The sequence below is a fragment of the Maritalea sp. genome, assembly GCF_051251695.1.
GTDB lineage: Bacteria > Pseudomonadota > Alphaproteobacteria > Rhizobiales > Devosiaceae > Maritalea.
This window is the reverse complement of sequence record NZ_JBPOEU010000023.1, coordinates 1-25,934: the sequence shown is the minus strand read 5'-3', so window position 1 is coordinate 25,934 and position 25,934 is coordinate 1. Positions and strand designations below refer to the sequence as shown.

Here is a 25,934-nt window from a genome sequence, read left to right as displayed (position 1 = left end):
TTGGGGTGATCTGATTAAACTGACAGGCTAATATTTGCCTGCCCGGTTCCCGAACTGCCAAAATACTCGGTGTAAATGTCAATTTCGCCTTTATAGTCTTTCCAGCCTAAAGCGCCGAAAAGTAAGGCCGTGTCATTCATCGCACACTCGCCTGCGCACTTTGCTGCATAGTCGGGCAACAAGTCCAAAAATGCGCTCCATTCTCCGGCCTTCCACATGTCAAGAACACGAAGATCCATTTGCTTGTTGAACTCGCCATTCACTGAATTCAAACCTTCTGCCGAGCGGGTGTTTGGCGTAAAATCATGGCTGAAAGAGCCTGAAGCCAAAACCGAAACATTGCGCTCAGAGCGGCGTATGCCTTCAGCAATTGCTTCACCCCAAACACGGTTTTCTTCGATTGAGGAAAATTGGTTCACAGCGATGGGCAATACCCGGATGTTCAAACCTTCATTGATGAAATGCATGGGCAGTAATGTTCCATATTCCATACCCAGATCAGGCTGTGCATGACCTAATGCACGCTCTCCGCGCTCGCGCATCACATCAAGGATCGAGTGCGCCAATTCGCTATCACCACGATAATCAAACTCCATATCAGCCAACATGTGCGGCAATTCATGACTGATGAAACGGCCCTTATGATGGTCTTTGGCGTTGAGGTGGAAGCCCTGATTGGTGATCCAATGGGTATCAAAAATAAGAAAAGTCTCGACCTCACGATCAATCGCGTCCTGACGAAGGCGTGTATATCCATCAATCGCGAATTGCCGAATGCCCTTATGTTCGGGCATGGTGTGAGACATCCAGATGCTAGGTACATGCGTAATTTTTGCAGCTTGTACGATCTTTCCCATAACATTACCTTTCTTCGTGTAGCGAAACGTTTGCTTACAGACCAGCGTGAGGCTCTATTTTCCCAATTGCATGATTTTATGCTGCCCTAGAGCAAAACCAACATGCTTTTGTTCCATATAGAAATCAAACGACCAATCGCCGCCATCGCGCCCAATACCTGACGCCTTAACCCCGCCAAACGGGGTGGGGAGATGGCGTACATTTTCCGAGTTCACCCAGATCATCCCAGCTTCTAGCTTATCTGAAAAGCGCATTGCCCGCGTAAGATCATTGGTCCAAATATAACCGGTTAGGCCATAATCCGTATCATTGGCCATCGACAGGGCATCCTCTTCATCGGAAAAAGGAATGGAAGTTAGAACGGGGCCGAAGATTTCTTCACGCGCAATACGCATATTGTTGTTCGCGTTGGTGAACAGTGTTGGGCGCACGAAATACCCCTCATCACCAACCTTGACACCACCCGCAGCAACCGTCGCGCCGTCTTCCTTCGCGATATCAAAATAGCTGGTTACTTTATTATAGTGCTCTTGGGTGACGATCGGGCCAATTTCAGTTGCGGGGTCGAGCGGATGACCAACCTTGATGTTGTTCACGCGCTCAATCAGCCGCGCTTCAAACTCATCTTTGATGGTATCTTGAATGAACAAGCGAGAAGATGACGTACAACGCTCTCCATTGATGGAATAAATCATAAAGATCACCGCATCCAGCGCACGATCCAAGTCAGCGTCATCAAACACAATGACCGGGTTTTTACCCCCCAGTTCCAAATGCATACGTTTAAGCGTGTCCGCGCCTTGCTTGGTGATCATCGACCCGGTGCGGCTTTCACCAACAAAGGCTATGGCTTTGATGGCAGGATGTTCGGTTAAACGTTTGCCAGCATCATGGCCATAACCGTTCACGGTATTCAGAACGCCCTTGGGCAGACCAGCTTCTTCGGCAATCTCAACAAGCAGACGTGCGGTGAGAGGAGAATCTTCGGCCGGTTTATGAACCACTGTACAACCGGCAGCTAAAGCAGGTGCAATTTTCCAGGTGGACAGCATAAATGGTGTGTTCCAAGGCGTAATCACCCCAACTGGCCCCATCGGCACCCGGCTGGTTACGTTCATCAAGGTAGGCGATCTTAAATGCTTGCCATCGCGCGCCTGAACAATTTGATCAGCAAAATAGCGGAAATTTTCAGCACCCCGCAATGCCGCCTTAGACATAAACCGGATGGTTTGGCCGGTGTCCCAACATTCACAAAGCGCGATTTCTTCGGCGCGTGCCTCGATGGCATTAGCGACGTTGATCAAGATTTTTTTGCGCTCTATTGCTGGCATATCGCGCCAGGCAGGAAAGGCATCGGCTGCCGCTTTCGCAGCAGCGTCTATGTCTTTTTCTGTACCGCGCGCGACCTGACAAATCTCAGATTTATCAACCGGAGAGGTGGAGGTAAACGTGCCGCCAGACCCTAAACGATCTTCACCAGCAATACGGTTTTGAATGCCCGTTTGACGAAACCGCGCCAAGTAGCCATTGAGTTTTTCAATATTGTTCTGCAGGTCAGACATTAGCCTTCTCCAGATATAAAATTTCGGATTGAACTAAGCTTTGGGCTAAGCTCGGGGTCGATATCGCGCATTTCCATCGACAAGGCGATGGGGTGTTTGGCCATCGCATCCGCCAGAAAATCTTCTGCGGCTTTAAAAATTGCCTGCGTCGCGGTTTTTCGCACCTCGAGCGACCGGCCGCCGCGAAGTCTAACGGACAAATCGATAAAGCCACGATCAGCTTTGCCGTCGGCAATCGAATAATGGTCGCAAGCAAAAGCTCTCACGCGCATCCCCGCCATCGGAAAAACGCCCGTTTCAATGCCAGCAACGCGCAAAGCATCGCACAGATCGGAGATGTTGATAATCTCGTCCAAATTGCTGGAATACTCGAGGCTGAAATGCGGCATGTCTATCTCCATTTAGTACACTTGTTAAGTAAAATGGACTATTTGTCAACTACTTGTGTTGTTAAATGACCAAATCAGCCTATAAATCGGTATGGATCAATCATCTGATGTAAAGCTAAGAGCCCGAAGCACGTCGCGCACGCTACCCATCGCACTTTTGCGAGCGCGGGAAACAGTGATGTCTCCCATCCGAGAAATTTTGCAGGAAATCAATCTAACCGAGCAAAAATGGCGGATTTTGCGCACCTTGGATGAATTAGGTGAGGTGGAGCAAAGCACCATTTCTAAAGAAGCATGTTTGCTTTTGCCCAGCCTAACGCGCACCCTTCGCGCCATGGAGGCCGAAAAGCTCATTGCTCGACGACAGGACGCAGATGACAAACGGCGCACTCTGGTGGAAATTTCTGATAAAGGACGTCTGCTGCTTGCAAATAATATTTCCCAAGCAACAGAGGTTTATGCCGCGATTGAAGATCAACTCGGACGACAAAAAGTGACCCAACTTCTGGATCTGTTAGAAGAGCTACGCCACGTCAAAATTTGACGTTCAACCCTACCCGAATGCCGAGCAGGGTCCAAGTTGAACTAGGGTGTGAACCCAATTATGAAATGATCTGCACAGCAGATCAATTTTGATCAGATTTAGGCGAAATTGGTCGAATTGACTGACGTCAATGAGCTGATTTCAACGACAAGCTGGCAAAATTGAATGCTGCCCTTCGGGTTGGACACAAAACAACTTGCTTCAGCGTCCAAAAGCCTCACCGATATCGATTTCGTTTTTGTCCTCAAATCAAGTTGTTTTGTGTCCAATGCAGACCGTTTCATAATTGAGTCCACACCCTAGATGCTGCCCAATCCTGTGTCCAAGGCGGAGAGAATTTTCTCAACATCGTTTGCGGTGATAATCAACGGCGGGGACAGAATAATATTGTTGCCCGAAACACGAACCATCACACCATCATCATAGGTCGCCTTCTGAAGGGCCACAGGTAAATGTTTGGCAATAGGCGCTTTGGTTGCCGCATCTGAAACCAATTCCAGCGCACACATCAAACCTTCGCCACCACGAACATCTCCGACCATATCGTATTTGTCTTTTAGCTTTTTCACGCCAGCGTAAAGTTCATCGCCCCGCGCGCCAGCATTCTGCCAAACTTTCAAACGATTGATTTCAGAAAGCGCTGCCAGCGCAGCGGCAGCGCCAACCGGATGTCCTGAATAGGTATATCCCTGATCAACAGAACCAAGCCCGCTCGTGTCTTGTTCAAACACTTCCGCTACATGCCCCGCAATCATGGCGGCACCAAAGGGGAAGTACCCGTTGGTGATCGCTTTTGCGGTGGTCATGATATCGACCTGAACGCCCCAGTGACGCGCGCCACTTTGTGTACCCGTACGACCAAACGCGGTAATCACCTCATCTGAGATCAGCAGAATGCCATGTTTTGTACAAACATCGCGAACCATTGGCATAAAGCTCTTATGCGGTGGAATAACCCCGCCTGCCCCTAAAACAGGCTCCATGATAAACGCGGCAATGGTGTTTGCCCCTTGAAAGGCAATCTCAGCCTCAAGCGCTTTGACACAAAGCTGCGCGAGACGCTCTGGATCGCTTTCATCGAAGGGGTTTCTGTAAGTATAGGGCGCAGGGATGTGAAAACATCCCGGCAAAAGCGGCTCATATGCATTGCGGAATTTGGCATTGCCATTAACAGATGCACCACCAAAATGCGTCCCGTGATAACCCTGCTTCAAACTGATGAACTTTGAGCGTCCCGCTTCCCCTCGAATACGATGATATTGACGGGATAGCTTGAGCGCGACTTCAACCGAATCTGACCCGCCCGATGTAAAGAAAGCCCGCGTTAGCCCGTCTGCGGCAAAAAACTGCGCAAGTTCGTAGGATAGCTCAATAGCTTTGTCGTTGGTTGTGCCCCGAAAAGTAGAATAATAGGGCAACGCGCTGAGTTGGTCCGCAATCGCGTCTTTGACGGGTTGGCACGAATATCCAAGATTGACGTTCCACAACCCACCAACAGCATCAATTGTTTTGTGGCCATCCACATCAGTGATGCAAATCCCCTCGCCGCCCGTCAGGATCGTTGGCGGATTTTTCTGGCTGTCTGCAGGGTGCGCCATTGGATGCCAAAAGTGGCGCGCATTGTTTTCTTTAAGAAAGTTGGAGTCTTTCATTATTGGGTCTCCATTTCATGGTCCGCAGGTCCGGGCACCATATTTAGCGTTTCATTGAAATCTGTAGGGAAGGTAGCGGGGGTCAATCCGCCAAAAATAGTTGTAATATCTTGGGACGCTGCTCGAATGGACGACAGAATCGCGCCTCTTAGCGTGGGGGTAATCCGGTTTTGAGGGATGACACAGGCAATCGCGCCAATAGCGATTTGATCCGGTCCAAAAATCGGCGCGGAAAACCCGTGAACATCTGCTTCACGTGCCCCAGCGCTTTCCGCCCATCCTGCGCTTTTTACATGGCTAGCATATTTCAAAACTTGATCAGGGTTCGTAATTGTTGTGCTCGTATAGGCCTGCAATTTCTTACCTTTTAGATGATCTTTTAAAAACTCAGGTCCAAAGGCCAACATAATTGCGCCTGACGCCGTGGCATGGAGCGGCAAAAGTTCTGCACGCGAAAAATTGACACGGACACTATGAAATTGGCTTTCTTCAACAGCGACATTTCGCAGTTCTTCGCCATCCATCAAAGAAAGATGCATCGACTCTCGAACAATTTCGATCTGCTTTTTCATCACTTGTCGCGCGGCAACTAAAGTGGGTTTGGTTGCCTCGCGTACACCCGCCAACCTTAAACATGCAGGACCAATCGAATAAAGTTTTGTCGCCGGGTCCTGTTCTAACAGCCCGTACTCACACAGCTCTTTTAAGTGCCGCAATGCAGTCGCCTTATTTAAATCTGCGCGGCGAACGATTTGAGACAACCCAAACTCTGGTGTTGAGATCGTAAAATTATCTAACAATTTCAAAGAATTAAGTGTTGTCCCCATCGGGCGCCTCCTGATTTCGCAATTAGAACTTGACAGAAATCGATTAACACCGCAACAATAAATATGCAATCATGGTTCATTATTTGAACCAACGGAGGAGAGAATTTATGCATAAACTGTTATTTTCGGCAGCGGCGTTGTTGTTATCAGCATCTGTCGCATTTGCTGACTATCCCGAAAAACCGGTATCATTTGTCGTGCCGTGGCCTCCCGGAGATCTTGAGGATGTTCTAACCCGGTTGATCGCCGATGAATTCCAATCGATGTATGGCGTTCCCGCAGCAGTGGTGAACAAACCTGGCGGTGGCGGCGGCCCATTCCCTGGTGCTGTCGAAGTCGCAACCGCACCAGCAGATGGGTACACAATCGGCTCATTTGTGACAGACGTGCCCGTTGTTGGCCCTCAAATCGGTATTCCTGAGCTCGCGCCAAACCCGTTTGAGCCAATCGGCATCTTTATGACCTACCCGTTCGTCATTGCCACCAGCAAAGACGCGCCCTATTCCACATGGGAAGAGTTGGGCACCTATGCCAAAGACAATGATGTCGCGCTTGGACATTTCGGCTCGTTCTTGCCGCCCACACAGGTAACCTTTGCCGCCGCGATCCAAAGTGGTTTTGATTTCAGCAGCGAAGCGGCTTTTGATGCGCTAGACTGCAACACATTGGCATCGGGCGATGTTGATGTGATGAACACCACATTACAGCTAATCCTTCCCTGTTTGGATAAAGTAAATGTGCTCGCCAGTATTGGCAATGAACGCATTAGCCTAACCCCAGACAGCCCGACCGTAAGTGAACTGATCCCAGAATTGTCAGTTGCTTTGTGGAATGGATTGTTCGTCCACAAAGACGTGCCAGCCGACGCGCGCGAAAAGATTGCAGCAGCAGCAAAAGCGGCGCTACAATCTGAGGCAGCCCAGAATTTGATCGCTGAAACTGGCGTGCTCATTTACTGGCAGGACGCCGCAGAAGCCAAAGCGCAAATCGAATCTGATGCTAAGGTTTTGGAAAAAGTTGCTGAAATTCTAGGCGAGTAAAATATTTGCACCGCGCACATGTTTGTGCGGTGCAATCACGGATGGGGGGGATAATACAGTGCTGGCCAAGACACTCCAGGACATGTTCAAGCGATACAGGCGGCCCGGCGACATTGTGTTCGCGCTGGCCTTTCTCGCTTTTTCACTATTTCTTTGGACGCAGTTGGGCGACCAAACCCAAATCGTCAAACGAACGAAATGGTTTTCACAGCCCTCATTATGGCCCGCCATTGCCATCTACGCCATGGTCGGTTTTTCCACATTACATATGATCAGCTCACTTGTTTCTCCGCGTATTCCGGGGCGGTGGCCAGAGGTTTTATTTTGGCTGCGCTCATTAGAATATATCGTTTACTTCCTGATCTATGTGGCCGTTGTCCCTTGGCTTGGCTATCTGCCAACCACAGTTTTGTTTGCCCTATTTTTGGCATTTCGCGCTGGATTCAAGCGGCCAGCCGCATTCGGTGCCGCAGCGGCTTTTGGCATTATAGTGCCTATAATTTTCCGAGCGGGACTGCAGGTTAAAATACCAGCCGGGGCGGTTTATGAATATCTGCCCGGGGCCATGCGCGTCTTTTTCCTGACTTACCTTTGAGGCTGTTTCCATGGACGACTTAGTTTCCGGACTGGCAATCCTTGCCCAATGGGAAGTTCTTGTTGCGCTTCTTATCGGCTCAATCGGCGGTGTGATTATTGGCGCTTTGCCCGGTGTGGGTGCTGCGGTTGCCATCGCAATTTTGCTGCCTGCCACTTTCTCTTTTGAGCCAATTGTTGGGCTCACACTCTTATTGGGCATTTATGGTTCGTCAATGTATGGCGGCGCCATTCCAGCTATTCTCATAAACACCCCCGGCACCGCGGTTAATGCACTGACCACTTATGATGGCTACCCAATGACAAAGCGTGGCGAGGGCCATCGAGCTTTATCACTGGCTTATTCTGCATCATTTTTTGGCGGCATATTCTCAATTGTGTGCTTGATGATCCTTTCCCCCGTCCTCGCACTTATCGCCCCACATTTTGGCAGCCGAGAAATCTTTCTAGCAGCCTTTATGGGTATTTTGCTGGTTGTGCTGGCCCATCGCGGGCAGACATTCGCCGCAGCAATGTTGGCAGCCTTTGGTCTGTTTTTGAACACCGTCGGGCTGGAGCCTGTAAAATATACCCGCCGCTTCACTTTTGAGCAGAGCTGGTTGTCGTCTGGCATTGATCTGATTGTCGTGGTCTTAGGGCTGTTCGCGATTTCACAAGCTTTGCTTTTGTTGCTTGAACGCGATCATGCCCCTGAAAAAGTCAGCGTCAATGGCAACTTAACTTCTGGCTTAAAGGAATTGTTCGGCCTTAAACGTGTCGCCACAGCGTCGTCATCCATCGGGGTTCTCATGGGCATGATACCGGGCGTTGGCGAATTCACCTCGCAATTTCTCTCCTATACATACGCGCAGAAAACATCAAAGACGCCCAAAAAATTTGGTGACGGTTCCCCCGAAGGTCTTGTGGCATCTGAAGCTGCCAATAATGCGGTGCCCGGTGCCGCAATGATCCCATTACTCGCCCTTGGCATTCCCGGCGAAGCCCTGACCGCAATGATGTTGTCGGTGTTTTATGTTCACAACGTCATCCCTGGCCCCCAATTGTTTGAAAACCAGATGGACTTCGTCATGGCGCTTTATATGGCGCTGATCCTTTTGAACGTCATCGTGCTGGTATTTCTGCTGTTCTCGACAAACCTCTTGCTCAAGATCATCCAAATCCCCACGCGCTTCTTAGGCATCATGATCCTCACGCTGGCGTTTGTCGGCGTGTACTCGTTGCGCAATTCCATCACAGATTGTGCCATCGCTGCTGGGTTTGGTGTATTTGGACTAATACTGAAAAGACTAGATTTGCCGGTCGTTCCCATCATACTCGGCATGGTGCTGGGCGGTATTATGGAAGTTAAATTGCGCAGTGCGATGGCAAGGGTCAAAACGCCTTGGGATTTCATCGATCGCCCAATTGCGATGATGCTATTCGTTCTGATTTTGCTGATTATCGCCGCCCACATCCGCACATTGATTTTTGAGCAAAAAAACAAAATTCGCCCTCAACCAGCGCAACCGCCAGTGGATGCAGATCATCCCAATCAACAAGGGTAACCCCATGCAACAAAGTGATATCGACGTTCTAAGAGCGCAACCATTGGCGGCACGCGGGCATTTCATAAATGGTCAAAGCCACGACGCAACAGATGGCGCAACGTTAGATGTAATCTCGCCAATTGACGGTAAAAAAATTACGCAAATCGCAGCAGGTACACCAGCCGATGTCGATAAAGCCGTCGCCTCAGCACGAGCAGCATTTGAAGATGGACGCTGGTCAAAAGCGGCCCCGTCCGCACGCAAAAAAGTGCTGCTTAAATTGGCCGACCTAATCGAGCAACGCGCATTGGAAATCGCCGTTTTAGGGGTGATGGACAATGGCACCGAAATCAACATGGCCTTTAAAGCAGAAGCAATGTCAGCCGCCGCGACATTTCGATATTATGGCGAAGCAATTGACAAGATCTATGGCGAAATTGCCCCAACAGCACCCAATATATTAGGCCTGGTCCATCACTCACCTGTTGGCGTTGTAGGTGCTATCGTGCCATGGAACTTCCCGCTCATGATCGGCTCCTGGAAAATCGCACCCGCGCTTGCAGCGGGTAATTCGATTGTTTTAAAACCCGCTGAATCAGCTTCCCTAAGCCTACTCAAAATCGCGGAGCTCGCCATTGAAGCTGGATTGCCCGAAGGCGTCTTTAACGTCGTCACAGGCAGTGGCAGTGTGGTAGGCGAAGCACTTGCCCTTTCAATGGACGTGGACATTTTGGTGTTCACCGGATCCGGCGCCACAGGACGCAAATTACTGGAATATTCAGCGCGCTCCAACCTCAAACGGTGCTATCTGGAACTGGGCGGCAAGTCACCCAACATCGTCTTTGCTGATGCGCCTGACTTGGCCAATGCAGCCAAAATATCAGCTGCCGGGATTTTTAGAAATTCAGGCCAAGTTTGTGTCGCCGGGTCACGCTTGTTGGTCCACGAAGATATTCACGACGAGTTCGTTACTGAAATTTGCCGTCATGCTGAAAACTACAAGGTTGGTGATCCACTCGACCTCAACTCGCAAATCGGGGCCGTCCATAGCCAGCACGAGCTTGAGGCCAATCTAGATTTCGTGATCAAAGCCGAAGCCGAAGGGGCACAGCGTCGCACAGGCGGTGAGCGCATACTTCAAGAAACAGGCGGCTACTACATGCCCCCAACTGTGATGTCTGGGGTTAAACCGAAGGATCAACTGTTTCAAAATGAAGTGTTTGGGCCAGTACTCGCCGTAACATCGTTCAAGGACGAGAACGAGGCCATTCAGCTGGCCAATTCAACTTCTTATGGCCTAGCAGCAGGTGTTTGGACGTCAAATTTAAGCCGCGCGCATCGAATGGTTTCCAACATTCGCGCAGGTGTCGTACACGTCAACACCTATGGCGGCGCAGACTTAACAGTGCCCCTTGGTGGCGTCAAACAATCTGGAAACGGCCATGATAAGTCACTTCATGCCATGGATAAATATTTCGACCTAAAGACCGCGTGGATTCAATTATGACAAACACCAAGACAGCAGACAAAACCATTCTATTGGTCGGCACATACGACACCAAAGAGCCCGAGATGCGGTTCATCGAAGAATGCATCAAAGCTCAAGGCGCTGCGGTTCTTACGATGGATGTATCCGTACTTGGCGATCCCAAAACCCCCACAGACATAAGCAAACATGATGTTGCGGCCAGTGGAGGCATGACCATTGACCAAGTCATCGCCCAAGGCGACGAAAACAAAGCGTTTCGGGTCATGTCAGCAGGTGCGGCCAAATTAGTGGCCAATGCGTATGCTGAAGGGCGTTTTGATGCGATGTTGGCGACGGGTGGCACAATGGGAACTGACCTGGCGCTAGACTGCGCGCAAGTGTTGCCGATGGGTGTACCCAAATACATCGTTTCCACCGTCAGTTTTTCTCCCCTTATCCCGCCACATCGGCTTGCGCCTGATATCCAGATGATCCTTTGGGCTGGCGGGCTCTACGGCATGAATTCGATCTGCAAATCGTCCCTTAGCCAAGCAGCGGGCGCTGTTGTCGGCGCTGCAAGGGCGGCAATTATGCCAGATCAATCCAAGCCCATGATTGGCATAACGTCACTTGGATCATCTTGCCTAAGCTACATGAAAACCCTGAAACCAGCGCTTGAAGATCGCGGGTTTGAAGTCGCAATTTTCCATTCCACCGGGATGGGCGGCATGGCATTTGAAAAACTAGCAGCAGAAGGCGCATTTGTGTGCGTTATGGACTTTTGCATGCAAGAGTTTGGCAACCTTATGGCAGGCTCGCTTGTGTCTAGCGGCGAAGATCGTCTCCGCAACGCCGGAAAACGCGGCACACCGCAAATGGTAGCGCCTGGCGCTTTGGACTTGCTTGACTTTGCCGGCTGGCAAACAATTCCAGAACAATATGCCGACCGCCCATTTCATGAGCATAACCGATTGATCAAAAGCTCAGTTTTCAACGGTGATGAACGCCGCGCATGGATTCGCGAAATGGCAAACCGCCTCGGGACGGCAAACGGGCCAACCCATTTTTTCCTACCAACAGGCGGCGTTGAAGCTTGGGATCAAGAAGGCGGGGAAGCATATGCCCCAGAAGCTCTAGCCGACATGGTCGACGAAGCGCGCAAGGTTATGCCGAACGCCACAGATATGACCGAAGTTCCCGCCCACATAAACGATCCAGAGTTCTGTGATGCCGTTCTGTCATTGTTCGATCAATGGGTCGAAGCTGGCATAGTTAAGCAAGCCCAATCAACCCGTTCTTGAACATCAGAATTTCGCATTCCGAGATCAGCACACACTAAAAACCAACTATGCGGCGGCGTGGAAAAGGCGAACGCAGAAACGCCTTCGTTTGGATAATATATTCAGTTTGTCAAAGGAATTTGGATTATTGGTTGCGGGGGTAGGATTTGAACCTACGACCTTCAGGTTATGAGCCTGACGAGCTACCGGGCTGCTCCACCCCGCGCCAATAAAAAAGACAGTTTCTGTCTTTGAAGGGAACGGCGTTGAAGCCGCTTCGTTGTCTGATGAACATCAAGACAGCGCCTATATAGGGTGCTTTGATCACAATGTGAAGGCTTAATGACACAATTACTCAAAAAACTTTTTCATCGGGTTTGAGCGGGTCCAATCTTGCCTGATATGGGGTCGATAGGCTAAGTTCAGTTTCCCTCCAAACGCGAGAAATACGATGAAATTCAATAAACTTGGACGCACTGATTTAGACGTCAGTGAGATTTGCCTTGGTACGATGACTTGGGGTCGTCAAAATACTGAAGCCGATGCACATCAACAAATGGACTATGCATTGGAGCGCGAGGTCAATTTCTTTGACACCGCTGAAATTTACGCCGTGCCGACCAACGCTGAAACCCAAGGGTTGACCGAAAAGTACATTGGCACCTGGTTCAAAAAATCAGGAAATCGCGACAAAGTGGTTTTGGCTACGAAGGTCGCGGGCAAGGGCGTGCCATGGGTTCGAGATGGCGGCGAGATCACCGGTGCCTCAGTTCGGGAAGCCATCGAGGGCAATCTTTCGCGCTTACAAACAGACTATATCGATCTGTATCAGCTGCACTGGCCCAACCGTGGGCACTATCATTTCAACAATGCCTATGACTATCACCCTGAAACCCAAGACACCAATAAAGTGCAAGACAACATGCTTGAGGTTTTGGAAACGCTTGGCGCGTTGGTCAGCGACGGAAAAATTCGCCATATTGGCCTATCAAACGAAACCGTTTGGGGCACAACTCAATATTTGAGCCTCGCGGAAAAGCATGATCTGCCGCGCATCGCCTCCATTCAAAATGAGTATGGTTTGCTGCGCCGCTATTTTGATCATGATTTTGCTGAACTGGCCCACCATGAAAATGTCGGTCTGCTTGCTTATTCCGCTTTGGCTGCGGGCGCGCTTTCGGGTAAATATCTTGACGGCAAAATTCCTGCAGGCACGCGGGGCGAGCTTTCTGTCAGCGCAACTTATCGCAACAGCCCACAGTCCGAACCAGCAATTCGCGCCTATATGGAAATTGCTAAAAAACATGGTTTGGATGTGTGTCAAATGGCGCTAAAGTTCGCGCTTGATCGTCCCTTTATGACATCTGTTATCATCGGCGCGACCAACATGGATCAGCTTAAAACCGATATCGACGCGAAAGATATTGAACTGAGCAAAGATGTGTTGGCAGATATTCACGAAATCTATCAGCAATATCCGCGCCCGATCTAGCGCTTAGTTTGCAAATTGGGCGGCAATGAACTTTTCCATTGTCGCCCAATAGCCCTCAACAAATGCATCGCTGCCGCCAAAAACCACCTTTGTCAAAAGAACAATCCCATCCCAATCTGTCATCGGTCGGCGTTCGTCTACCTCAACCATGCTATGCCCAGCACTTGCATATGTTTGAACTTGCAACTGGTCGCCACCTAAAACGTGACGAAAAGTTTCAACGCTTTGCTCCGCATCAACCTGCCCGTCCCGGCCACCCGCAAACAGCAAAACCGGATGATTTGTCAAATTAGCCAAATCCTCCGTTAAGTCTGCATTGGCATTTCGCACAGCAAATTGCCAGCGATCCTTTGTGAAAGCAGATGGGTCTAGCGAGTCATGCTTGGCAGCGAGTTTTTCAAAATCTTCAAAAGGCTTTCCTTCCAACAATAACATATCCAACTGATCACTTACCGCTTTTACGGCCAGTTCAATGGGCGTTTCAAGATGGCGAAGGCTGGTCATATAGGCAGATTGCTGCATCCAATTAACCGCCGGTGAAACGAATATGTAAAATGAAATATCGGCGGCATCAGCTGATATTTTCGGCATTACCCATCCGGCTTGAGAAAAACCGATCAGGCCAATTTTGCCAATCTCAACATTTGGGTTAGCGCGCAAAGCATCAAGTCCGGCCATCACCATATCTGCGCGATCTTGCATGTTGAAGTCCAACCAGTTCCCCTCAGACGCACCAACGCCCGGCTTGTCCCACGAAAAACTGCACCAGCCTTGCTCCGCAAACTGGCTAAAATAGGGATCAAAATATCCCAACCCATCATAAGGCATCGCGCCATCACCATGGACAAACACGAGGCAGTTTATGGGTTCGGTCTGCGCTTTTAGCGGCAACATCATTTTGCCAACCACACGTTTTCCCTCAAATTCAAACGAAATTTCTTGTGCTCTAGTGCGCGTATCGGGAACCAAAAACCAGATCGTCAACGCCAGTAAAACCAAGCCAACAAGCGCTCCAGCGCCAAATGAAATATGTCGCAACTTCATGAAATTCGCCCAATATGAGAATAATCATTCTCTTAATATCACACCTTGAGATTGCGTCAATTACATTCTAAGAATGAGCATTCAAATTTTGATGGAAAACCATGGCCCGCACCCGCAACGACCAACTTCATGTAACGCGCAAACGGCAGATCTTATCTGCGGCCCGTCGGTGTTTTGTAAAAAGCGGCATTCATAGTGCCTCCATGCAAGACATCTGCAGAACCGGCAAAATCAGCCCCGGGGCGCTTTACAGATATTTCCCATCCAAACAATCCATCATCGAAGCCATTGCAGAAGAGGAACACCAGCAAAACGCCGAGTTGATTGACTATTTGCGGACAGCTCAACATCCAGCCAAAGGGCTGTGCGATGCGGTCCCCGATGTTTTAGACACGATTCTTGATCGCGACTTCGCCAAGCTGATGATCGAAATTTCAACGGAAGCAAACCATAATTCCCAAGTTCACGCCATCATCCAAAAAACTGACACCCAGTTCAAAGCTGACCTTGTTGCCATATTCTCAGCCGCACAAAAGGACAATCGTATTGGCAAACATGTTGATGTTGAAACAGCAATTTTTGTGTTTCTTTCTATGATTGATGGCATTACGGCACGTGCTGCTACATCTTCGACACCGGCCAAAAAACAACTGGTCGCTGCAACACAAAAAGCCGTCATCGCACTGTTCGAATAAACCACCGCCTGCATTTTAAGAACGACTAATACGTTCTTGAGCACCACGACTCGCACTCTCTATAGAGAGATTTTCTAAGGCCACCAATCAGCCAAAACCCCAGATTTACACCGAGTGCAACTCACCTCCAATCAATGACCAAAAAAATCATTTAGTCATTGCACATTTCACATCACTCGTTTATGTAAACGGTGAAACAGAACTGTTAGGCGCATTTGCCTGTTTGATCATGCTCCAAAGGGGCGGTCGAATGAGAAACATAATGCTAGAGTGAACACCAAGTACCAGGGCGAATATGGCAAAGCATTTTTCGACGCAGGAAAAGAAAAAAATCACGGCTCAACTCTGTGAGGTTGGCCATGAGGAATTCACCCAGCGCGGGCTGCGCGCCGCGCGCGTGGAAGATATCTGCCGGTCAGTTGGAATTTCAAAAGGCGCTTTTTACAGTTTCTTCCCAAGCAAGGAGGAACTGTTTCTAGCGATTATGATGCGCCGCGAGGTGGTGCATCATGCAGCGGTGGAGAAACTACTCAACAATCATGACGGCACTGAGCGTGAGCTCATCATTCAATTGTTTGACGCCCTATTGGCCGCGATAAAAACCGATCCTTTTCTGGCCATCATGATGCGACCGGGGGAACTGGAATTGCTGGCCCGCAAATTAGGGCCGGAGCAAATGGCACAACATCAAGAAAACGACATGGTGTTTTTCGCCCAAGTGACCAAAAAACTTCAAGCGATGGGCTATAGCACCAACACGAAGCCGACCACGTTTGGTGAAATCTCAACGCTGTTATTTTGCACGCTCATGCAGGCCAATTTGCTAACTCCAGATTTACTAGACGCCGCAATTGCTCAGTTGCGCGATCTCTTTTTATTCAAACTGACTTCCCCCGGAAAGCTGTGAACATGTTGAACGTAACAAACCTAAGCTTTACCTATCCCAACAGCAAAACCCCGATCTTAAAAGACGTGAACTTGCACATGGAGGATGGCGAAGTATTTGGCCTTCTGGGGCCGTCAGGCTCTGGTAAAAGTACAACACAACGTATTCTGATGCGGCTTTTACGCGGCTTTGGTGGCACAGTTGAAATGTTTGGCACCTCGATTGCAGATATAGACCGCTCCTTTTACGATCGCATTGGGGTTAGCTTTGAACTGCCAGCGCTCTATATGCGCCTGACAGCAAGGGAAAACCTGAAATTGTTCGGCGCACTTTACAACAAACCAATCATGGATATTGAAGAGTGCCTGTCGCTCGTTGACCTGGTTGAAGATGCTGACAAACGGGTTGAAAGCTTCTCCAAAGGCATGAAAATGCGCCTCAACCTTTGCCGAGCATTAATCCACGACCCCGAGTTTTTATTTCTAGACGAGCCAACAACGGGGCAAGATCCAGCCCGAGCACGCCTTACCCGCGACCTGATCAAAAATCTAAAACAGCAAGGTAAAACCATATTCCTGACCACCCACAATATGGCTGAAGCGGACGAAGTGTGCGACCGGATCGGATTTTTACATAAAGGCACAATTCCCCTTATCGGCGCGCCCGAAGCCTTAAAGCAGCAATTTGGCAGCTCCATTTTGGAAGTAAAAACCGACACGCAGTCTGCCAAAACGCCCCACGAATTCCCAATGGAGAATATCGGGCGCAATCAGGACTTCTTGGAACTGATGCACAACGACCAAATCCTCAGCCTGCATACCAAAGAAGCAAGCTTGGATGACGTCTTCATCAAGGTGACGGCCAAATGAATATTGCGCTCGCTCACCTCACCCTGAACGACCTCACCTTGCAGTGGCGCTATCGCATCATCGCCGCCTATATCGTAGTGATTGGCATTTACTGCGCTATTCTAATCGCTGCGGGCGCGTTGGTGCCCGGCTGGGTTGTCGCGGCGCTGGTTTATTCTGACCCTGCCGTTCTGGGATACTTTTTCTTGGGCGGTCTAATGATGCTGGAAAAAAGCGAGAATGTACGCGCCGCCCTGTCGATGTCACCCATGTCACCGGCTCAATATTTGGCCGCCAAAAGCGCCAGCCTGACATTCATAGCCCTCATCGCTGTTGTGGTGTTGTCTCTCGTTTCGCGCACCCATCTTGGCAATATCTGGCTGGTTCTTTTCGTCACGGCTTCCACGTCAATAATGTATATCGCCTTGGGTGCGGTTATGGCGTTGCGGTTCAAAACCGTGAACGCATATCTGATTGGTGCCGTGCCCATTCTGATCCCGCTCAACGCACCACTTTTACTTATGCTGGTGAACCCACTGCCCGACATTGCCTATCTCATCCCCCCGCTGGCACAGTTCAAACTTTTGCTGGTTGGTTTTAATGCAAGTGTAATCACGCCTGCTGGTTTCCTCATGGCGCTTGTCAGCACCTTCGGGGGGGCCGTCTTGTCATTCTGGGCCGCCGCGCGATATTTACAACGGGAGTTTGGCGCAAAATGACCACAACAGTATCCAGCTTTTTAAACCGCTTTTGGCTTCTCTTAAAAAGTGATGGGCAAAATATAAGCCGCGATCCAATTCTGCTGTTTGCAATAGTGTTGAGCGTTGCCCCACCGCCACTATTTGTCGCCTTCAAAACTGACATCAATAGTTTGGGCAACACCTATTTCGGCATCGAACAAGTCGCCACTTTCATCGCGCCAATTGTTTTGCTCATCCCCGTATTTTTGATCGGATGGGTTGTCGGATTTTTGCTGTTGGAAGACCGTGACGATCATATGCTATTGGCGATTGAAACCACGTCAATGGGCAAGCTTGGCTTTTTCACCTATCGCCTCACCGTCGCCGTGATACTCGGCGCTGCCTCAACACTGCTCGCAAGTTTGCAAATTTTTCCAAACCAACCCATCGAACTCACATTGATAATCACTTTATTGATTGCTTTGGAAACCGCCATCGTTGCGCTGACCCTACTTTCTATTGCATCAAATAAAGTCGAAGGCCTTGCGCTTACAAAATTGCTGAACATCGGCACACTGGTGCCACTGGTCGCCCTCATTCCCTCAACTTGGCGGTTTGTTGGTGGCATCGTTCCTAGTTTTTGGATCGGTGAATTTTACTTCTCCTCGGGGGGCACTCCCCTTACGACGCCAAGCATTATCCTACTCGCCATTACCTGCCATTTGGTTTGGCTATTTTTGGTCTTCAGGCGCGCGATTTCGCGCTACGAGCAACTCTAATTTACGCCTCGCAAATTGCAGCTTTTGCTTTATGATCGGCCCAATTGATGCCCTGTGAGTAAAGCCCGATATGACCCTGATTTCTACATTGTTGCCGCTGATTTTTTGGGCATTTTATGGCTATTTAAGCAAGGCGATTGAAACCCAACGCCCTTCAATGTCCAAGCTAATGGCGATCCAACGCCTTCGTTGGATCAAAAATGCAGTAACGCGCGACACCCCACTGGATGGTATCCTAACCGGCAATATCATGAGTGCGGTGTCCTTTTTCGCCTCCACTTCCGTGTTGCTTATTCTTGCCATGTTCGCCGTTATCGGCCAGCTCAATGACTTATTGCCCACCCTACGCTCGCTAAGTTGGGTCGATGCCTATAGCGATTTTGATTATCAAATTCATTTCGTGATTATGCTTGTCATGACCGTAATGGCGTTTCTGTCCTTCACACTGTCCCTGCGGCACTTCAATCATTTCTGCATTCTGCTGGGCGCAGCCAACCATGATGGTGACGCCGAGCAAAACGAAGTGCGGGCCATGGCCAATTTGAACGCCCACGGTGCGCAGCATTTCAATAGCGGCATTCGGGCCTACTATTTTTCAATCGCCAATGTGGGTTGGTTTTTATCCAGCACTATCGGCGTTATGATGGCGGTCGCAACTATCGGCTTCATTATTTACCGCGAATATTTTTCTGCGGCCCGTCGCGCCATTTTGCAATTGCCAACATCAACAAAATTTTAGGGGGAAACAGAATGAACAAATATCATTTACCGCTTGCCGCAGCGCTTGCCATAAGCAGCATGACAGCAGCCAACGCGCAAGAATTTACACCCGACGACGAAGCACAGTTGCAGCAATGTGTGGAAACCGTGCACGAAATTCAAAGGGCCGGCGAAGAAATTAGCATGCGCGAGTGCATCGGCGCGGCGTCCCGAGTTTGCATGGAAGCACCCGGCGGTGACACAACCGTTGGCATAATGCAATGTACCCTGCGCGAAAACGCCTGGTGGGATAGCTATTTGAACTTTCTCTATCAAGATTTAAAAGCCAATCTTTCAACTGAACAATTCGCAAGCCTTCGCAATGCCCAACGCGCATGGATTACCTATCGTGATGCGAAATGCGGCTTTGAATATGAATACTGGAAAGAGGGCACCATCAGAACCACATTCCATTCGAGTTGCCTTTTAGATGCCACAGCAACACGCGCCATTGATCTGGCGGGCTACCTAGACTGGACGAGCATGTAAACCTATGCCTGAGCCGTTCAAGAATTTCTTCAATCTCGCATTGATCACCAACATGGCGGAGCTGCTAGATAAAGCAGCTTCAACATTCGAGCGCGAAAAATTCTTGGTGCTCGCCAGCAACAATCTGGATGCGCTCGAGTTAAAAGAACGCTCCAACCAAATTCGTGACGCTCTAATTGCCACGCTGCCCAATGACATAGTGCAGGCAGGGCCAATTCTTATCGCGACCCTTGGATCGGAAGCACCAATTGATGGCGGCGTAACAAAGGAACGCGAAGACGGATTGAGCGGTTTTGCCATTATGCCCATGGCCGACTTTGTTGCTGCCATCGGCCTTAACGACATCAAGACAAGTTTTGGCGTGCTTGAAGAACTCACCAAACGGTTTAGCGCAGAGTTTGCAGTGCGCCCTTTCATTATTGCTGATCAAGAAAGAGCCATGATGCACTTCGCCAAATGGTCAACCAGCGAAAACGCACACGTCCGTCGGCTCGCATCAGAAGGGTGTCGCCCTCTGTTGCCATGGGGATTGCGGTTGCAGGAATTTGTCAAAGATCCGGCGCCTATTATGCCCATCCTTGAAACATTAAAAGATGACCCCGCAGAATATGTGCGACGGTCCGTCGCCAACAACATCAATGATATCGCTAAAAACCAACCCGACTTGGTCGCCCAAATCGCCACGGATTGGCTTGTTGATGCCAACAAAAATCGGGAACGAATGGTCCGGCACGCATGCCGCACCTTGATCAAACAAGGGCACCAACCAACGCTTCAAGCGTTGGGATATTCAAACCTGGATGCTCAGTTTTCAAACTTTGAAATCACCACACCAAATGTAAAAATGGGTTCGCCGCTTGAATTTAAGTTTACACTGAAATCAACAAGCACAACACCCCAACCCCTCATTTTGGATTATGCAATACATTTCAAAAAAGCCAACGGCGACGTATTGCCAAAAGTGTTCAAGCTAAAAACAGGTCGGCTTAAACCTAGCGAGAAGATGGATATCGTTAAATCGCAAATGATCAAACCGATCACAACCCGCACTTTTTATGCGGGTGAACACAAGGTTGAAATTTTGGCGAACGGAAAGTCTTTAGGAAGCTTGGCGTTTGAGCTGACGATCTAACGCATCCGACGCCCAAGGCACAAGACTAACCTCTGGCCAATTTCTCTGCGCACGCGCCCCTTTTTCATGATGCGTGTCTTTATTGTTCAGCACATAGTTTGGCGTTATCCGAAATGAAAATATCTCGTTTAAACCATAAGGCGCATAAACCTCAAGCTGGTCATTCTCATCCAGCCGCATACCAACCGCGTGGGTGATCGAAGCAAACCGGTCGATGCCTTCTTCAGACGACATCAACGGCGAATAGTCTTCGCCAAAATGATCTTTATACCATAAGTGAACGCGCGCTTGGTTGCGCACTTCAACCGGTGGCACACAATCTGAAAACACTTCGTCTGCCCGTTTGATCACAGCGTCTTCAGCTTCGTAGCTCAAATCGCTGGGATCAAAGTAAAATATATCGACGTCTTTGACCCCATGCATATAGGGGCGCTCTGTCAGATAATTCCAAACATTATTGTAAATCGCACCTGAAACGATCCAATAGTTCGCCAGTTTCAATTCCCGCGCGCGCGCCAAAATATCCATCAACTCTGGGTAAGAGCGGACAATTTCTTTCAGCGCACAGCGCTGTTCTGCAAACGGCAAATCACTAAATCGTAAATGTTTCATGGGGCGTATATGCCACAAATCGACCAGAACATATAGAGAACTTATTTCAATAAATCATCAATTTCGATCTTGAAAGTGCTAACTATATTGATTCTAAACGAATTTCCCGGTGGGTGCGATACGGCTTCAAATATTGAAATATTCGACTATTTGAAGCCGTAGCCGTTAGTTTTTCCAGTCCGTGCCACTTTCTTTAATGAAAGTTCCCGCGTTCAACTCTTTAACCGCATCCATAAGTTCTTGGCGCGTGTTCATAACAATCGGCCCATGCCAAGCCACCGGTTCCTGTATCGGTTTGCCTGATATCAGCAAAAACCGAATACCCTCTTCACCGGCCTGCACAACGATCTCGTCACCACTATCAAAATAAACAAGGGTCCGATCCCCGCTCATATCTCGGATATGGATTTCTTCGCCGTTCACTTCCTTTTCAGTCAAAATTCCAACCGGTTTTGAGGCATCTCGAAAGCTTCCAGCCCCGGCGAAAACATAAGCAAAACTGTTGCGATAGGTGTCGACTTTAAACACTTTGCGTCCCCCCGCAGGTACAGAAATATCTAAATATTGGGGGTCAGCCGCAATGCCATCCACCGGCCCTTTTTTGCCCCAAAACTCGCCAACAACTACCCGAACCGAAGTACCGTCATCATCAACTATCGTTGGCACATCGTTGCTTTCAACGTCTTGGTAGCGCGGTGAGGTCATTTTCATGGATGCAGGTAGGTTGGCCCAAAGTTGGAACCCATGCATCTGACCGTTCTCGTTACCTTGGGGCATTTCTTGGTGCATAATGCCGGAGCCAGCTGTCATCCACTGCACGTCACCAGCGTTCAGCTCACCTTTATTGCCAAGGCTGTCTTTATGTTCAACCGAACCAGACAAAACATAAGTGATGGTTTCGATGCCGCGATGCGGGTGCCAGGGAAAGCCTTGAATGTAGTCTTCTTCTTTTTCATTCCGAAAATCATCGAACAACAAAAACGGATCAAGCTCACGCGGATCGTGAAAACCAAAGGCACGGTGCAGTTTCACACCGGCACCTTCCATGGTGGGTTGAGCAGCAACAGTTTTTTTCACAGGGCGAATAGACATTATGTACTCCGAAAAACAATATCAACGATCACATCATGATCGCGTTCATCGTTCAATATAGGTGTACAAAGAAACTGATTAACCCGTCGAATTGCAACAGTTAGTTCCTTAATCGGACAAAATGAAACCAGCCATGTTTCCATTAAACGCCGATTTCGATCCGCACTTTGTCCGGCCAAAACGCAACAAGCTCGCCTAGTTCTTCAGCGAAATCCAAATGCTGCTCATATCCCCACGCGATCTCATTACCCATAAACGAATAGTAACTCGCATCACCCTTTAGCGGGCAATGGGTTGTTTTATCCGTCTTCAATAGACTTTGTCGGATATCGTTCTTGGGTACATATAGTCTTGGTGGATACATTGATTTACCCACTTCAAGCACCCAAACGGCGTCCTTTGAAGTCGCGACTAACTCATCGACAACAAATATTTTAACCAAGCTGCCGACCGGTTGAATGCTCATGAAGTGATGAGGGTTAGCCGGATTTGGGATAACCCCGTCAATTTGGGCGTAATCAATCTCTTGTTTTGTGATCTGGCTCACGAATATTCCCCCTCCAAACGAGTTTAAATTCAGACAAAAGTTTAGCCGGGCTTCTACCCGCACTCACACGCCCAAAACCTGAATGCTTCATTTGGCCCTAGCTAAAACCACCAATCCAATCTTGTAAATCAAAAATAATCCAGACATACTCGATCTCGCTGATGTTCGCAGCACCCACCTTGGCCGTTCAAGCCAACCCCATCTAACCCATTGTTAAAACTGGAACGCCAGCCTTGTTTGCAGCTATTCGTCAATTCAATAAAACCATTTGGCTTGTCATCATGGCCACGTTTGCCAGCCGGTTTGTGCTTTTTATGGTTTGGCCCTTTTTGGCCATTCTGTTGCATCAAAAATTCGGCCTAAACGAATTTCAAATTGGCGCATTCCTTTCCGGTTCCGCGACGGTTGGTGTCGTATTCGGATTTTATGTCGGCTTTTTATCCGACAAAATTGGCCGCCGAAAAATAATTCTTGTTGGACTTGCCCTCAACATTGTCGCCATGATCGTGCTTGGCACATCAAACGATCTTTGGTGGCTGTTTGCGGGCACCTTGGTGCAAAGTTTTGGTCGCGGCATGGTCGAAAATCCCAGCAAAGCCCTAATGACGGATATGGTCGAGAACCGTGCGGTCAAAGACATGGCACTGCATGTGCGATATTTTGCCCTAAATGTTGGTGCCGCCACAGGCCCATTATTGGGCATTTTCGCCGGTGCCACCGGTGAGCAATCAACCTTCTTTTTTGTCGCTGGCGTCTACGTTATATACCTCACCGCTGGCGCGTTGATTTTTCGACTTGAACGCCCCATTAAAAAAACAAAAGCTGGTGATCCGTTACGTTTTGGCGATGCCGTTAGCGTTTTGCGGAAAGACACGGCATTCCTCATCTTTGTCGCCGCGACACTGATCGCTGACATCGCCTATGGACAAATTGATGCGGGCCTCATCCAATATCTTCGTCAAGAAGATGTTATGCAACTCGCTCAATTCTATGCCACGCTGATTTTCATCAATGGCACAACCATAGTGTTGCTGCAATTCGCGCTGCTCAAGCTGCTCGAAAACATGCGTCCCCTCAATCGCGCTACCCTTGGCGTTGTGCTGTTCGCGGCAGGCTTTTTAGGCTTTGCCATCGTTCCCACTCATCCCACTTATTGGATTATGGGCGCGATGTTTGTTTTAAGCGTCGGGGAAGCCATTTTGTTCCCAACCCTGAACATCATCATTGATCGAATGGCCCCAGACCATCTAAAGGGCAGCTATTTCGGCGCGGCGTCATTGGCCTCCTTGGGCATTGTAATGGCACCGATTGTTGGCGGGTTCTTACTCCACCAATTTGGCGGCTTTACCATGTGGATGGTGATGACAACTCTTGCCGTTTCTGTAGCCGTGTTCTACCGACTTGCCGCCAATATGCGCAAGGAACTGCTGAACTAGTCACTCAGGAATTTAAAGCATCAGGCGTAAGACACTTCCACTCCCGATCCGCCCCACTTACCTCAACAACAAAGTCAAAATGTGCATAATTCTCGATCATATGTTGGCTGATGCGCTGGTAATACTGAATAAAGTCTTCGATCTCATCAATCCTAAACGCAGGCATGGTTTTGCCTTGCGCCGCATAGTTTGAACGCTCCTGTTCAATACGCCAGCCACGGACCGATCGAAAGCTGTCCGGTTTCAAAAACATGGTCGCATCAAACAACACGCTTAATTTCCGGTGCATCTCGTCCAATTGCGCGTTCACAAAAGTGCGCCAGGCGCCATCCGGGTCAAGTTGCTGTTCCAGCCCATTAACAGGTGCCGCCAAGTCACTTGCAGGTTGCGGCGCAGCACCAACGCACCATCCCTCAACAATGATCAGTGGTGGCGACAAATTCTGCAATGCTTCATACCCGACACGATCATCCAAGAGTTTATCAAACCGTGGCACCTCAATTTTATCGCCATTGCCAGCCCTCAGCTTAGAAATATGGGCAATCAACAGATCAAGATCATGCGTTCCAGGCACACCACGCGTCGCCAACATAGGATGAATTCGTGCGGCTAAGCCTTCTCGATCAGCCTTCGGCAAATAATAGTCGTCCAACGAAAGAACCACGCAGTGAGGAAAATTCTCCTTGAGCAGCCCATGTGTCAGATAACTCTTGCCAACACCCTGCCCACCAGCCACACCCAGAACAATCGGCCGGCCAACCTCGGCAAGCCGTTCGGAAATCCAGTTCAACAACTTTTGTTGAATTTGTTGATTTGACACGTCGTCACCCTACACTCGTTTACCCGCACATTATTGCGGTGGACCAATGCCGACAAGGTGAGCAATCTCAAATTGGTCTTCGAACAGATTCTAGCAAGATCACCACAGTTATGGCAACATATAGCCGCCCGTCAGCTTTATAGAAATATAGGTACCATAAGGTATGGGTGAGGCGTTTGGAGCTTAACCAGGCGATACTGGTTTTTCTGGCCGAACTACGTTAGGCTTAATCGGTCCAAAAAACACCTGCGCATACGAAGCAATCGTCACCTGTGCAAATTAGACCAAACAATTTCCCCTGACATTAAAAGAAGGACGTACATCGTGATTACGCTGGACTATTGCCGACTTATGGCACGTTACAACATTTGGCAAAACAACTCATTGTTAACCGCTGCTGATGCACTCGAGCATCATGACCGCTGGAAAGATAGAGGGGCATTCTTCCATTCAATTGCAGAAACACTAAACCACATTTATTTGGCTGATACCTTACAGTTAGGACGCTTAATGGGAAACGAGCGTCCGCATGAAGGCCTAGACTTATCTCATTCAAATCTCTCGGATTGGCACACTTTTAAAGTGAGCCGTTCGCAACGCGATGAAGAAATCAAAAACTGGGCGGCAAATTTACAAGCCTCCGACCTCAACACAATGATTGTTTGGTATTCGCCCAACAATTCGGAGCGCTTTGAAAAACCAACAGATTTCTGCGCTGTTCAACTATTTAACCACCAAACGCACCACCGAGGTCAGGTTCACGCGATGTTAACCGCAGCAGGAGCAAAGCCTGAGGCTACTGACCTTTCGTCGCCATCATTCTAGCCCCCCCTTCTTTTCGCGCGCACAGCAAAACGCCCCCAGCGTTTTCACACTGGGGGCG

Annotated in this window: 27 protein-coding genes and 1 tRNA gene; 17 read left to right on the top strand and 11 right to left on the bottom strand. The window is 49.1% G+C overall.

Annotation, left to right across the window (positions count from 1 at the left end):
• Window positions 1–14: 14 nt before the first annotated feature.
• From hpaD to ACSHWX_RS13765, 3 genes are read right to left on the bottom strand one after another with little or no spacing between them, the layout of a single operon-like run.
• A complete protein-coding gene (hpaD, locus tag ACSHWX_RS13775; protein WP_435668805.1) occupies window positions 15–857 on the bottom strand; it encodes a 3,4-dihydroxyphenylacetate 2,3-dioxygenase in 843 nt (280 codons plus the stop codon).
• A 54-nt stretch (window positions 858–911) separates the two neighbouring features.
• Window positions 912–2,420, bottom strand: coding sequence for a 5-carboxymethyl-2-hydroxymuconate semialdehyde dehydrogenase (gene hpaE, locus ACSHWX_RS13770; RefSeq protein WP_435668804.1), 1,509 nt, complete (start codon window positions 2,418–2,420; stop codon window positions 912–914).
• Window positions 2,420–2,809: a 5-carboxymethyl-2-hydroxymuconate Delta-isomerase gene (locus tag ACSHWX_RS13765; protein WP_435668803.1), complete on the bottom strand. Its 390-nt coding sequence runs from the start codon at window positions 2,807–2,809 to the stop codon at window positions 2,420–2,422. The genes hpaE and ACSHWX_RS13765 overlap by 1 nt, the downstream gene beginning before the upstream one ends.
• Window positions 2,810–2,900: 91 nt before the next feature.
• Here ACSHWX_RS13765 and hpaR point away from each other — a divergent pair, with 91 nt between their 5' ends.
• A complete protein-coding gene (gene hpaR, locus ACSHWX_RS13760) occupies window positions 2,901–3,353 on the top strand; it encodes a homoprotocatechuate degradation operon regulator HpaR (protein WP_435668802.1) in 453 nt (150 codons plus the stop codon).
• A gap of 299 nt (window positions 3,354–3,652) precedes the next feature.
• On the opposite strand, the gene ACSHWX_RS13755 is transcribed toward hpaR, so the two are convergent.
• The gene (locus tag ACSHWX_RS13755) at window positions 3,653–5,005 is read right to left on the bottom strand and encodes an aminotransferase class III-fold pyridoxal phosphate-dependent enzyme (protein WP_435668801.1); all 1,353 of its coding nucleotides are present in this window, start codon (window positions 5,003–5,005) and stop codon (window positions 3,653–3,655) included.
• Window positions 5,005–5,832, bottom strand: coding sequence for an IclR family transcriptional regulator (locus ACSHWX_RS13750; RefSeq protein WP_435668800.1), 828 nt, complete (start codon window positions 5,830–5,832; stop codon window positions 5,005–5,007). The genes ACSHWX_RS13755 and ACSHWX_RS13750 overlap by 1 nt, the downstream gene beginning before the upstream one ends.
• Before the next feature lie 107 nt (window positions 5,833–5,939).
• On the opposite strand from ACSHWX_RS13750, the gene ACSHWX_RS13745 reads away from it, so the two are divergent.
• From ACSHWX_RS13745 to ACSHWX_RS13725, 5 genes are read left to right on the top strand one after another with little or no spacing between them, the layout of a single operon-like run.
• On the top strand, window positions 5,940–6,872 hold the full coding sequence (locus tag ACSHWX_RS13745) for a tripartite tricarboxylate transporter substrate-binding protein (protein ID WP_435668799.1): 933 nt from the start codon (window positions 5,940–5,942) through the stop codon (window positions 6,870–6,872).
• Window positions 6,873–6,930: 58 nt separating this feature from the next.
• Entirely contained in the window at window positions 6,931–7,467 is a 537-nt protein-coding gene (locus ACSHWX_RS13740) for a tripartite tricarboxylate transporter TctB family protein (protein WP_435668798.1), read from the top strand.
• A 10-nt stretch (window positions 7,468–7,477) separates the two neighbouring features.
• Entirely contained in the window at window positions 7,478–9,010 is a 1,533-nt protein-coding gene (locus ACSHWX_RS13735) for a tripartite tricarboxylate transporter permease (RefSeq protein WP_435668797.1), read from the top strand.
• A 4-nt stretch (window positions 9,011–9,014) separates the two neighbouring features.
• Window positions 9,015–10,499 (top strand): aldehyde dehydrogenase, encoded by a 1,485-nt coding sequence (locus tag ACSHWX_RS13730; protein ID WP_435668796.1) that lies wholly within the window; start codon window positions 9,015–9,017, stop codon window positions 10,497–10,499.
• Window positions 10,496–11,761: a Tm-1-like ATP-binding domain-containing protein gene (locus tag ACSHWX_RS13725; protein WP_435668795.1), complete on the top strand. Its 1,266-nt coding sequence runs from the start codon at window positions 10,496–10,498 to the stop codon at window positions 11,759–11,761. Before ACSHWX_RS13730 ends, ACSHWX_RS13725 begins: the two co-directional genes overlap by 4 nt.
• 128 nt (window positions 11,762–11,889) lie before the next feature.
• Here the strand turns inward: ACSHWX_RS13725 and ACSHWX_RS13720 are convergent.
• Window positions 11,890–11,966: transfer RNA gene (locus tag ACSHWX_RS13720), tRNA-Met, on the bottom strand.
• A 225-nt stretch (window positions 11,967–12,191) separates the two neighbouring features.
• On the opposite strand from ACSHWX_RS13720, the gene ACSHWX_RS13715 reads away from it, so the two are divergent.
• Complete coding sequence (locus tag ACSHWX_RS13715; protein ID WP_435668794.1) at window positions 12,192–13,232, top strand: aldo/keto reductase; 1,041 nt, start codon at window positions 12,192–12,194, stop codon at window positions 13,230–13,232.
• Window positions 13,233–13,235: 3 nt separating this feature from the next.
• On the opposite strand, the gene ACSHWX_RS13710 is transcribed toward ACSHWX_RS13715, so the two are convergent.
• Entirely contained in the window at window positions 13,236–14,276 is a 1,041-nt protein-coding gene (locus ACSHWX_RS13710; protein ID WP_435668793.1) for an alpha/beta hydrolase family protein, read from the bottom strand.
• A gap of 101 nt (window positions 14,277–14,377) precedes the next feature.
• On the opposite strand from ACSHWX_RS13710, the gene ACSHWX_RS13705 reads away from it, so the two are divergent.
• The 8 genes from ACSHWX_RS13705 to ACSHWX_RS13670 all read left to right on the top strand — a co-directional run bounded on the left by ACSHWX_RS13705 (window position 14,378) and on the right by ACSHWX_RS13670 (window position 20,544).
• Complete coding sequence (locus ACSHWX_RS13705; RefSeq protein WP_435668792.1) at window positions 14,378–14,971, top strand: TetR/AcrR family transcriptional regulator; 594 nt, start codon at window positions 14,378–14,380, stop codon at window positions 14,969–14,971.
• A 295-nt stretch (window positions 14,972–15,266) separates the two neighbouring features.
• Entirely contained in the window at window positions 15,267–15,878 is a 612-nt protein-coding gene (locus ACSHWX_RS13700; RefSeq protein ID WP_435668791.1) for a TetR/AcrR family transcriptional regulator, read from the top strand.
• Between the two features lie 2 nt (window positions 15,879–15,880).
• Window positions 15,881–16,726, top strand: coding sequence for an ATP-binding cassette domain-containing protein (locus ACSHWX_RS13695; RefSeq protein WP_435668790.1), 846 nt, complete (start codon window positions 15,881–15,883; stop codon window positions 16,724–16,726).
• The gene (locus ACSHWX_RS13690) at window positions 16,723–17,424 is read left to right on the top strand and encodes a fluoroquinolone export ABC transporter permease subunit (protein ID WP_435668789.1); all 702 of its coding nucleotides are present in this window, start codon (window positions 16,723–16,725) and stop codon (window positions 17,422–17,424) included. Before ACSHWX_RS13695 ends, ACSHWX_RS13690 begins: the two co-directional genes overlap by 4 nt.
• Complete coding sequence (locus ACSHWX_RS13685; RefSeq protein ID WP_435668788.1) at window positions 17,421–18,164, top strand: hypothetical protein; 744 nt, start codon at window positions 17,421–17,423, stop codon at window positions 18,162–18,164. Before ACSHWX_RS13690 ends, ACSHWX_RS13685 begins: the two co-directional genes overlap by 4 nt.
• A gap of 70 nt (window positions 18,165–18,234) precedes the next feature.
• The gene (locus ACSHWX_RS13680; protein WP_435668787.1) at window positions 18,235–18,903 is read left to right on the top strand and encodes a DUF599 domain-containing protein; all 669 of its coding nucleotides are present in this window, start codon (window positions 18,235–18,237) and stop codon (window positions 18,901–18,903) included.
• An 11-nt stretch (window positions 18,904–18,914) separates the two neighbouring features.
• The gene (locus ACSHWX_RS13675; RefSeq protein ID WP_435668786.1) at window positions 18,915–19,412 is read left to right on the top strand and encodes a lysozyme inhibitor LprI family protein; all 498 of its coding nucleotides are present in this window, start codon (window positions 18,915–18,917) and stop codon (window positions 19,410–19,412) included.
• A 4-nt stretch (window positions 19,413–19,416) separates the two neighbouring features.
• Window positions 19,417–20,544 carry a DNA alkylation repair protein gene (locus ACSHWX_RS13670; RefSeq protein ID WP_435668785.1) on the top strand — a complete coding sequence of 376 codons (1,128 nt, stop codon included), beginning with the start codon at window positions 19,417–19,419 and terminating at the stop codon, window positions 20,542–20,544.
• Here the strand turns inward: ACSHWX_RS13670 and ACSHWX_RS13665 are convergent.
• The 3 genes from ACSHWX_RS13665 to ACSHWX_RS13655 form a co-directional block, all read right to left on the bottom strand.
• Window positions 20,512–21,156, bottom strand: a complete 645-nt coding sequence (locus ACSHWX_RS13665; protein ID WP_435668784.1) for a nucleotidyltransferase family protein — start codon at window positions 21,154–21,156, stop codon at window positions 20,512–20,514. The genes ACSHWX_RS13670 and ACSHWX_RS13665 overlap by 33 nt on opposite strands.
• A gap of 165 nt (window positions 21,157–21,321) precedes the next feature.
• Window positions 21,322–22,248, bottom strand: a complete 927-nt coding sequence (locus ACSHWX_RS13660) for a pirin family protein (protein ID WP_435668783.1) — start codon at window positions 22,246–22,248, stop codon at window positions 21,322–21,324.
• 142 nt (window positions 22,249–22,390) lie between these two features.
• Entirely contained in the window at window positions 22,391–22,795 is a 405-nt protein-coding gene (locus ACSHWX_RS13655; protein ID WP_435668782.1) for a DUF427 domain-containing protein, read from the bottom strand.
• 281 nt (window positions 22,796–23,076) lie between these two features.
• Between ACSHWX_RS13655 and ACSHWX_RS13650 the strand changes: the two genes are divergently transcribed.
• Window positions 23,077–24,231, top strand: coding sequence for an MFS transporter (locus tag ACSHWX_RS13650; protein ID WP_435668781.1), 1,155 nt, complete (start codon window positions 23,077–23,079; stop codon window positions 24,229–24,231).
• 4 nt (window positions 24,232–24,235) lie between these two features.
• On the opposite strand, the gene ACSHWX_RS13645 is transcribed toward ACSHWX_RS13650, so the two are convergent.
• Window positions 24,236–25,051: a hypothetical protein gene (locus tag ACSHWX_RS13645; protein ID WP_435668780.1), complete on the bottom strand. Its 816-nt coding sequence runs from the start codon at window positions 25,049–25,051 to the stop codon at window positions 24,236–24,238.
• 324 nt (window positions 25,052–25,375) lie between these two features.
• On the opposite strand from ACSHWX_RS13645, the gene ACSHWX_RS13640 reads away from it, so the two are divergent.
• Complete coding sequence (locus ACSHWX_RS13640) at window positions 25,376–25,876, top strand: DinB family protein (RefSeq protein ID WP_435668779.1); 501 nt, start codon at window positions 25,376–25,378, stop codon at window positions 25,874–25,876.
• Window positions 25,877–25,934: the final 58 nt, after the last annotated feature.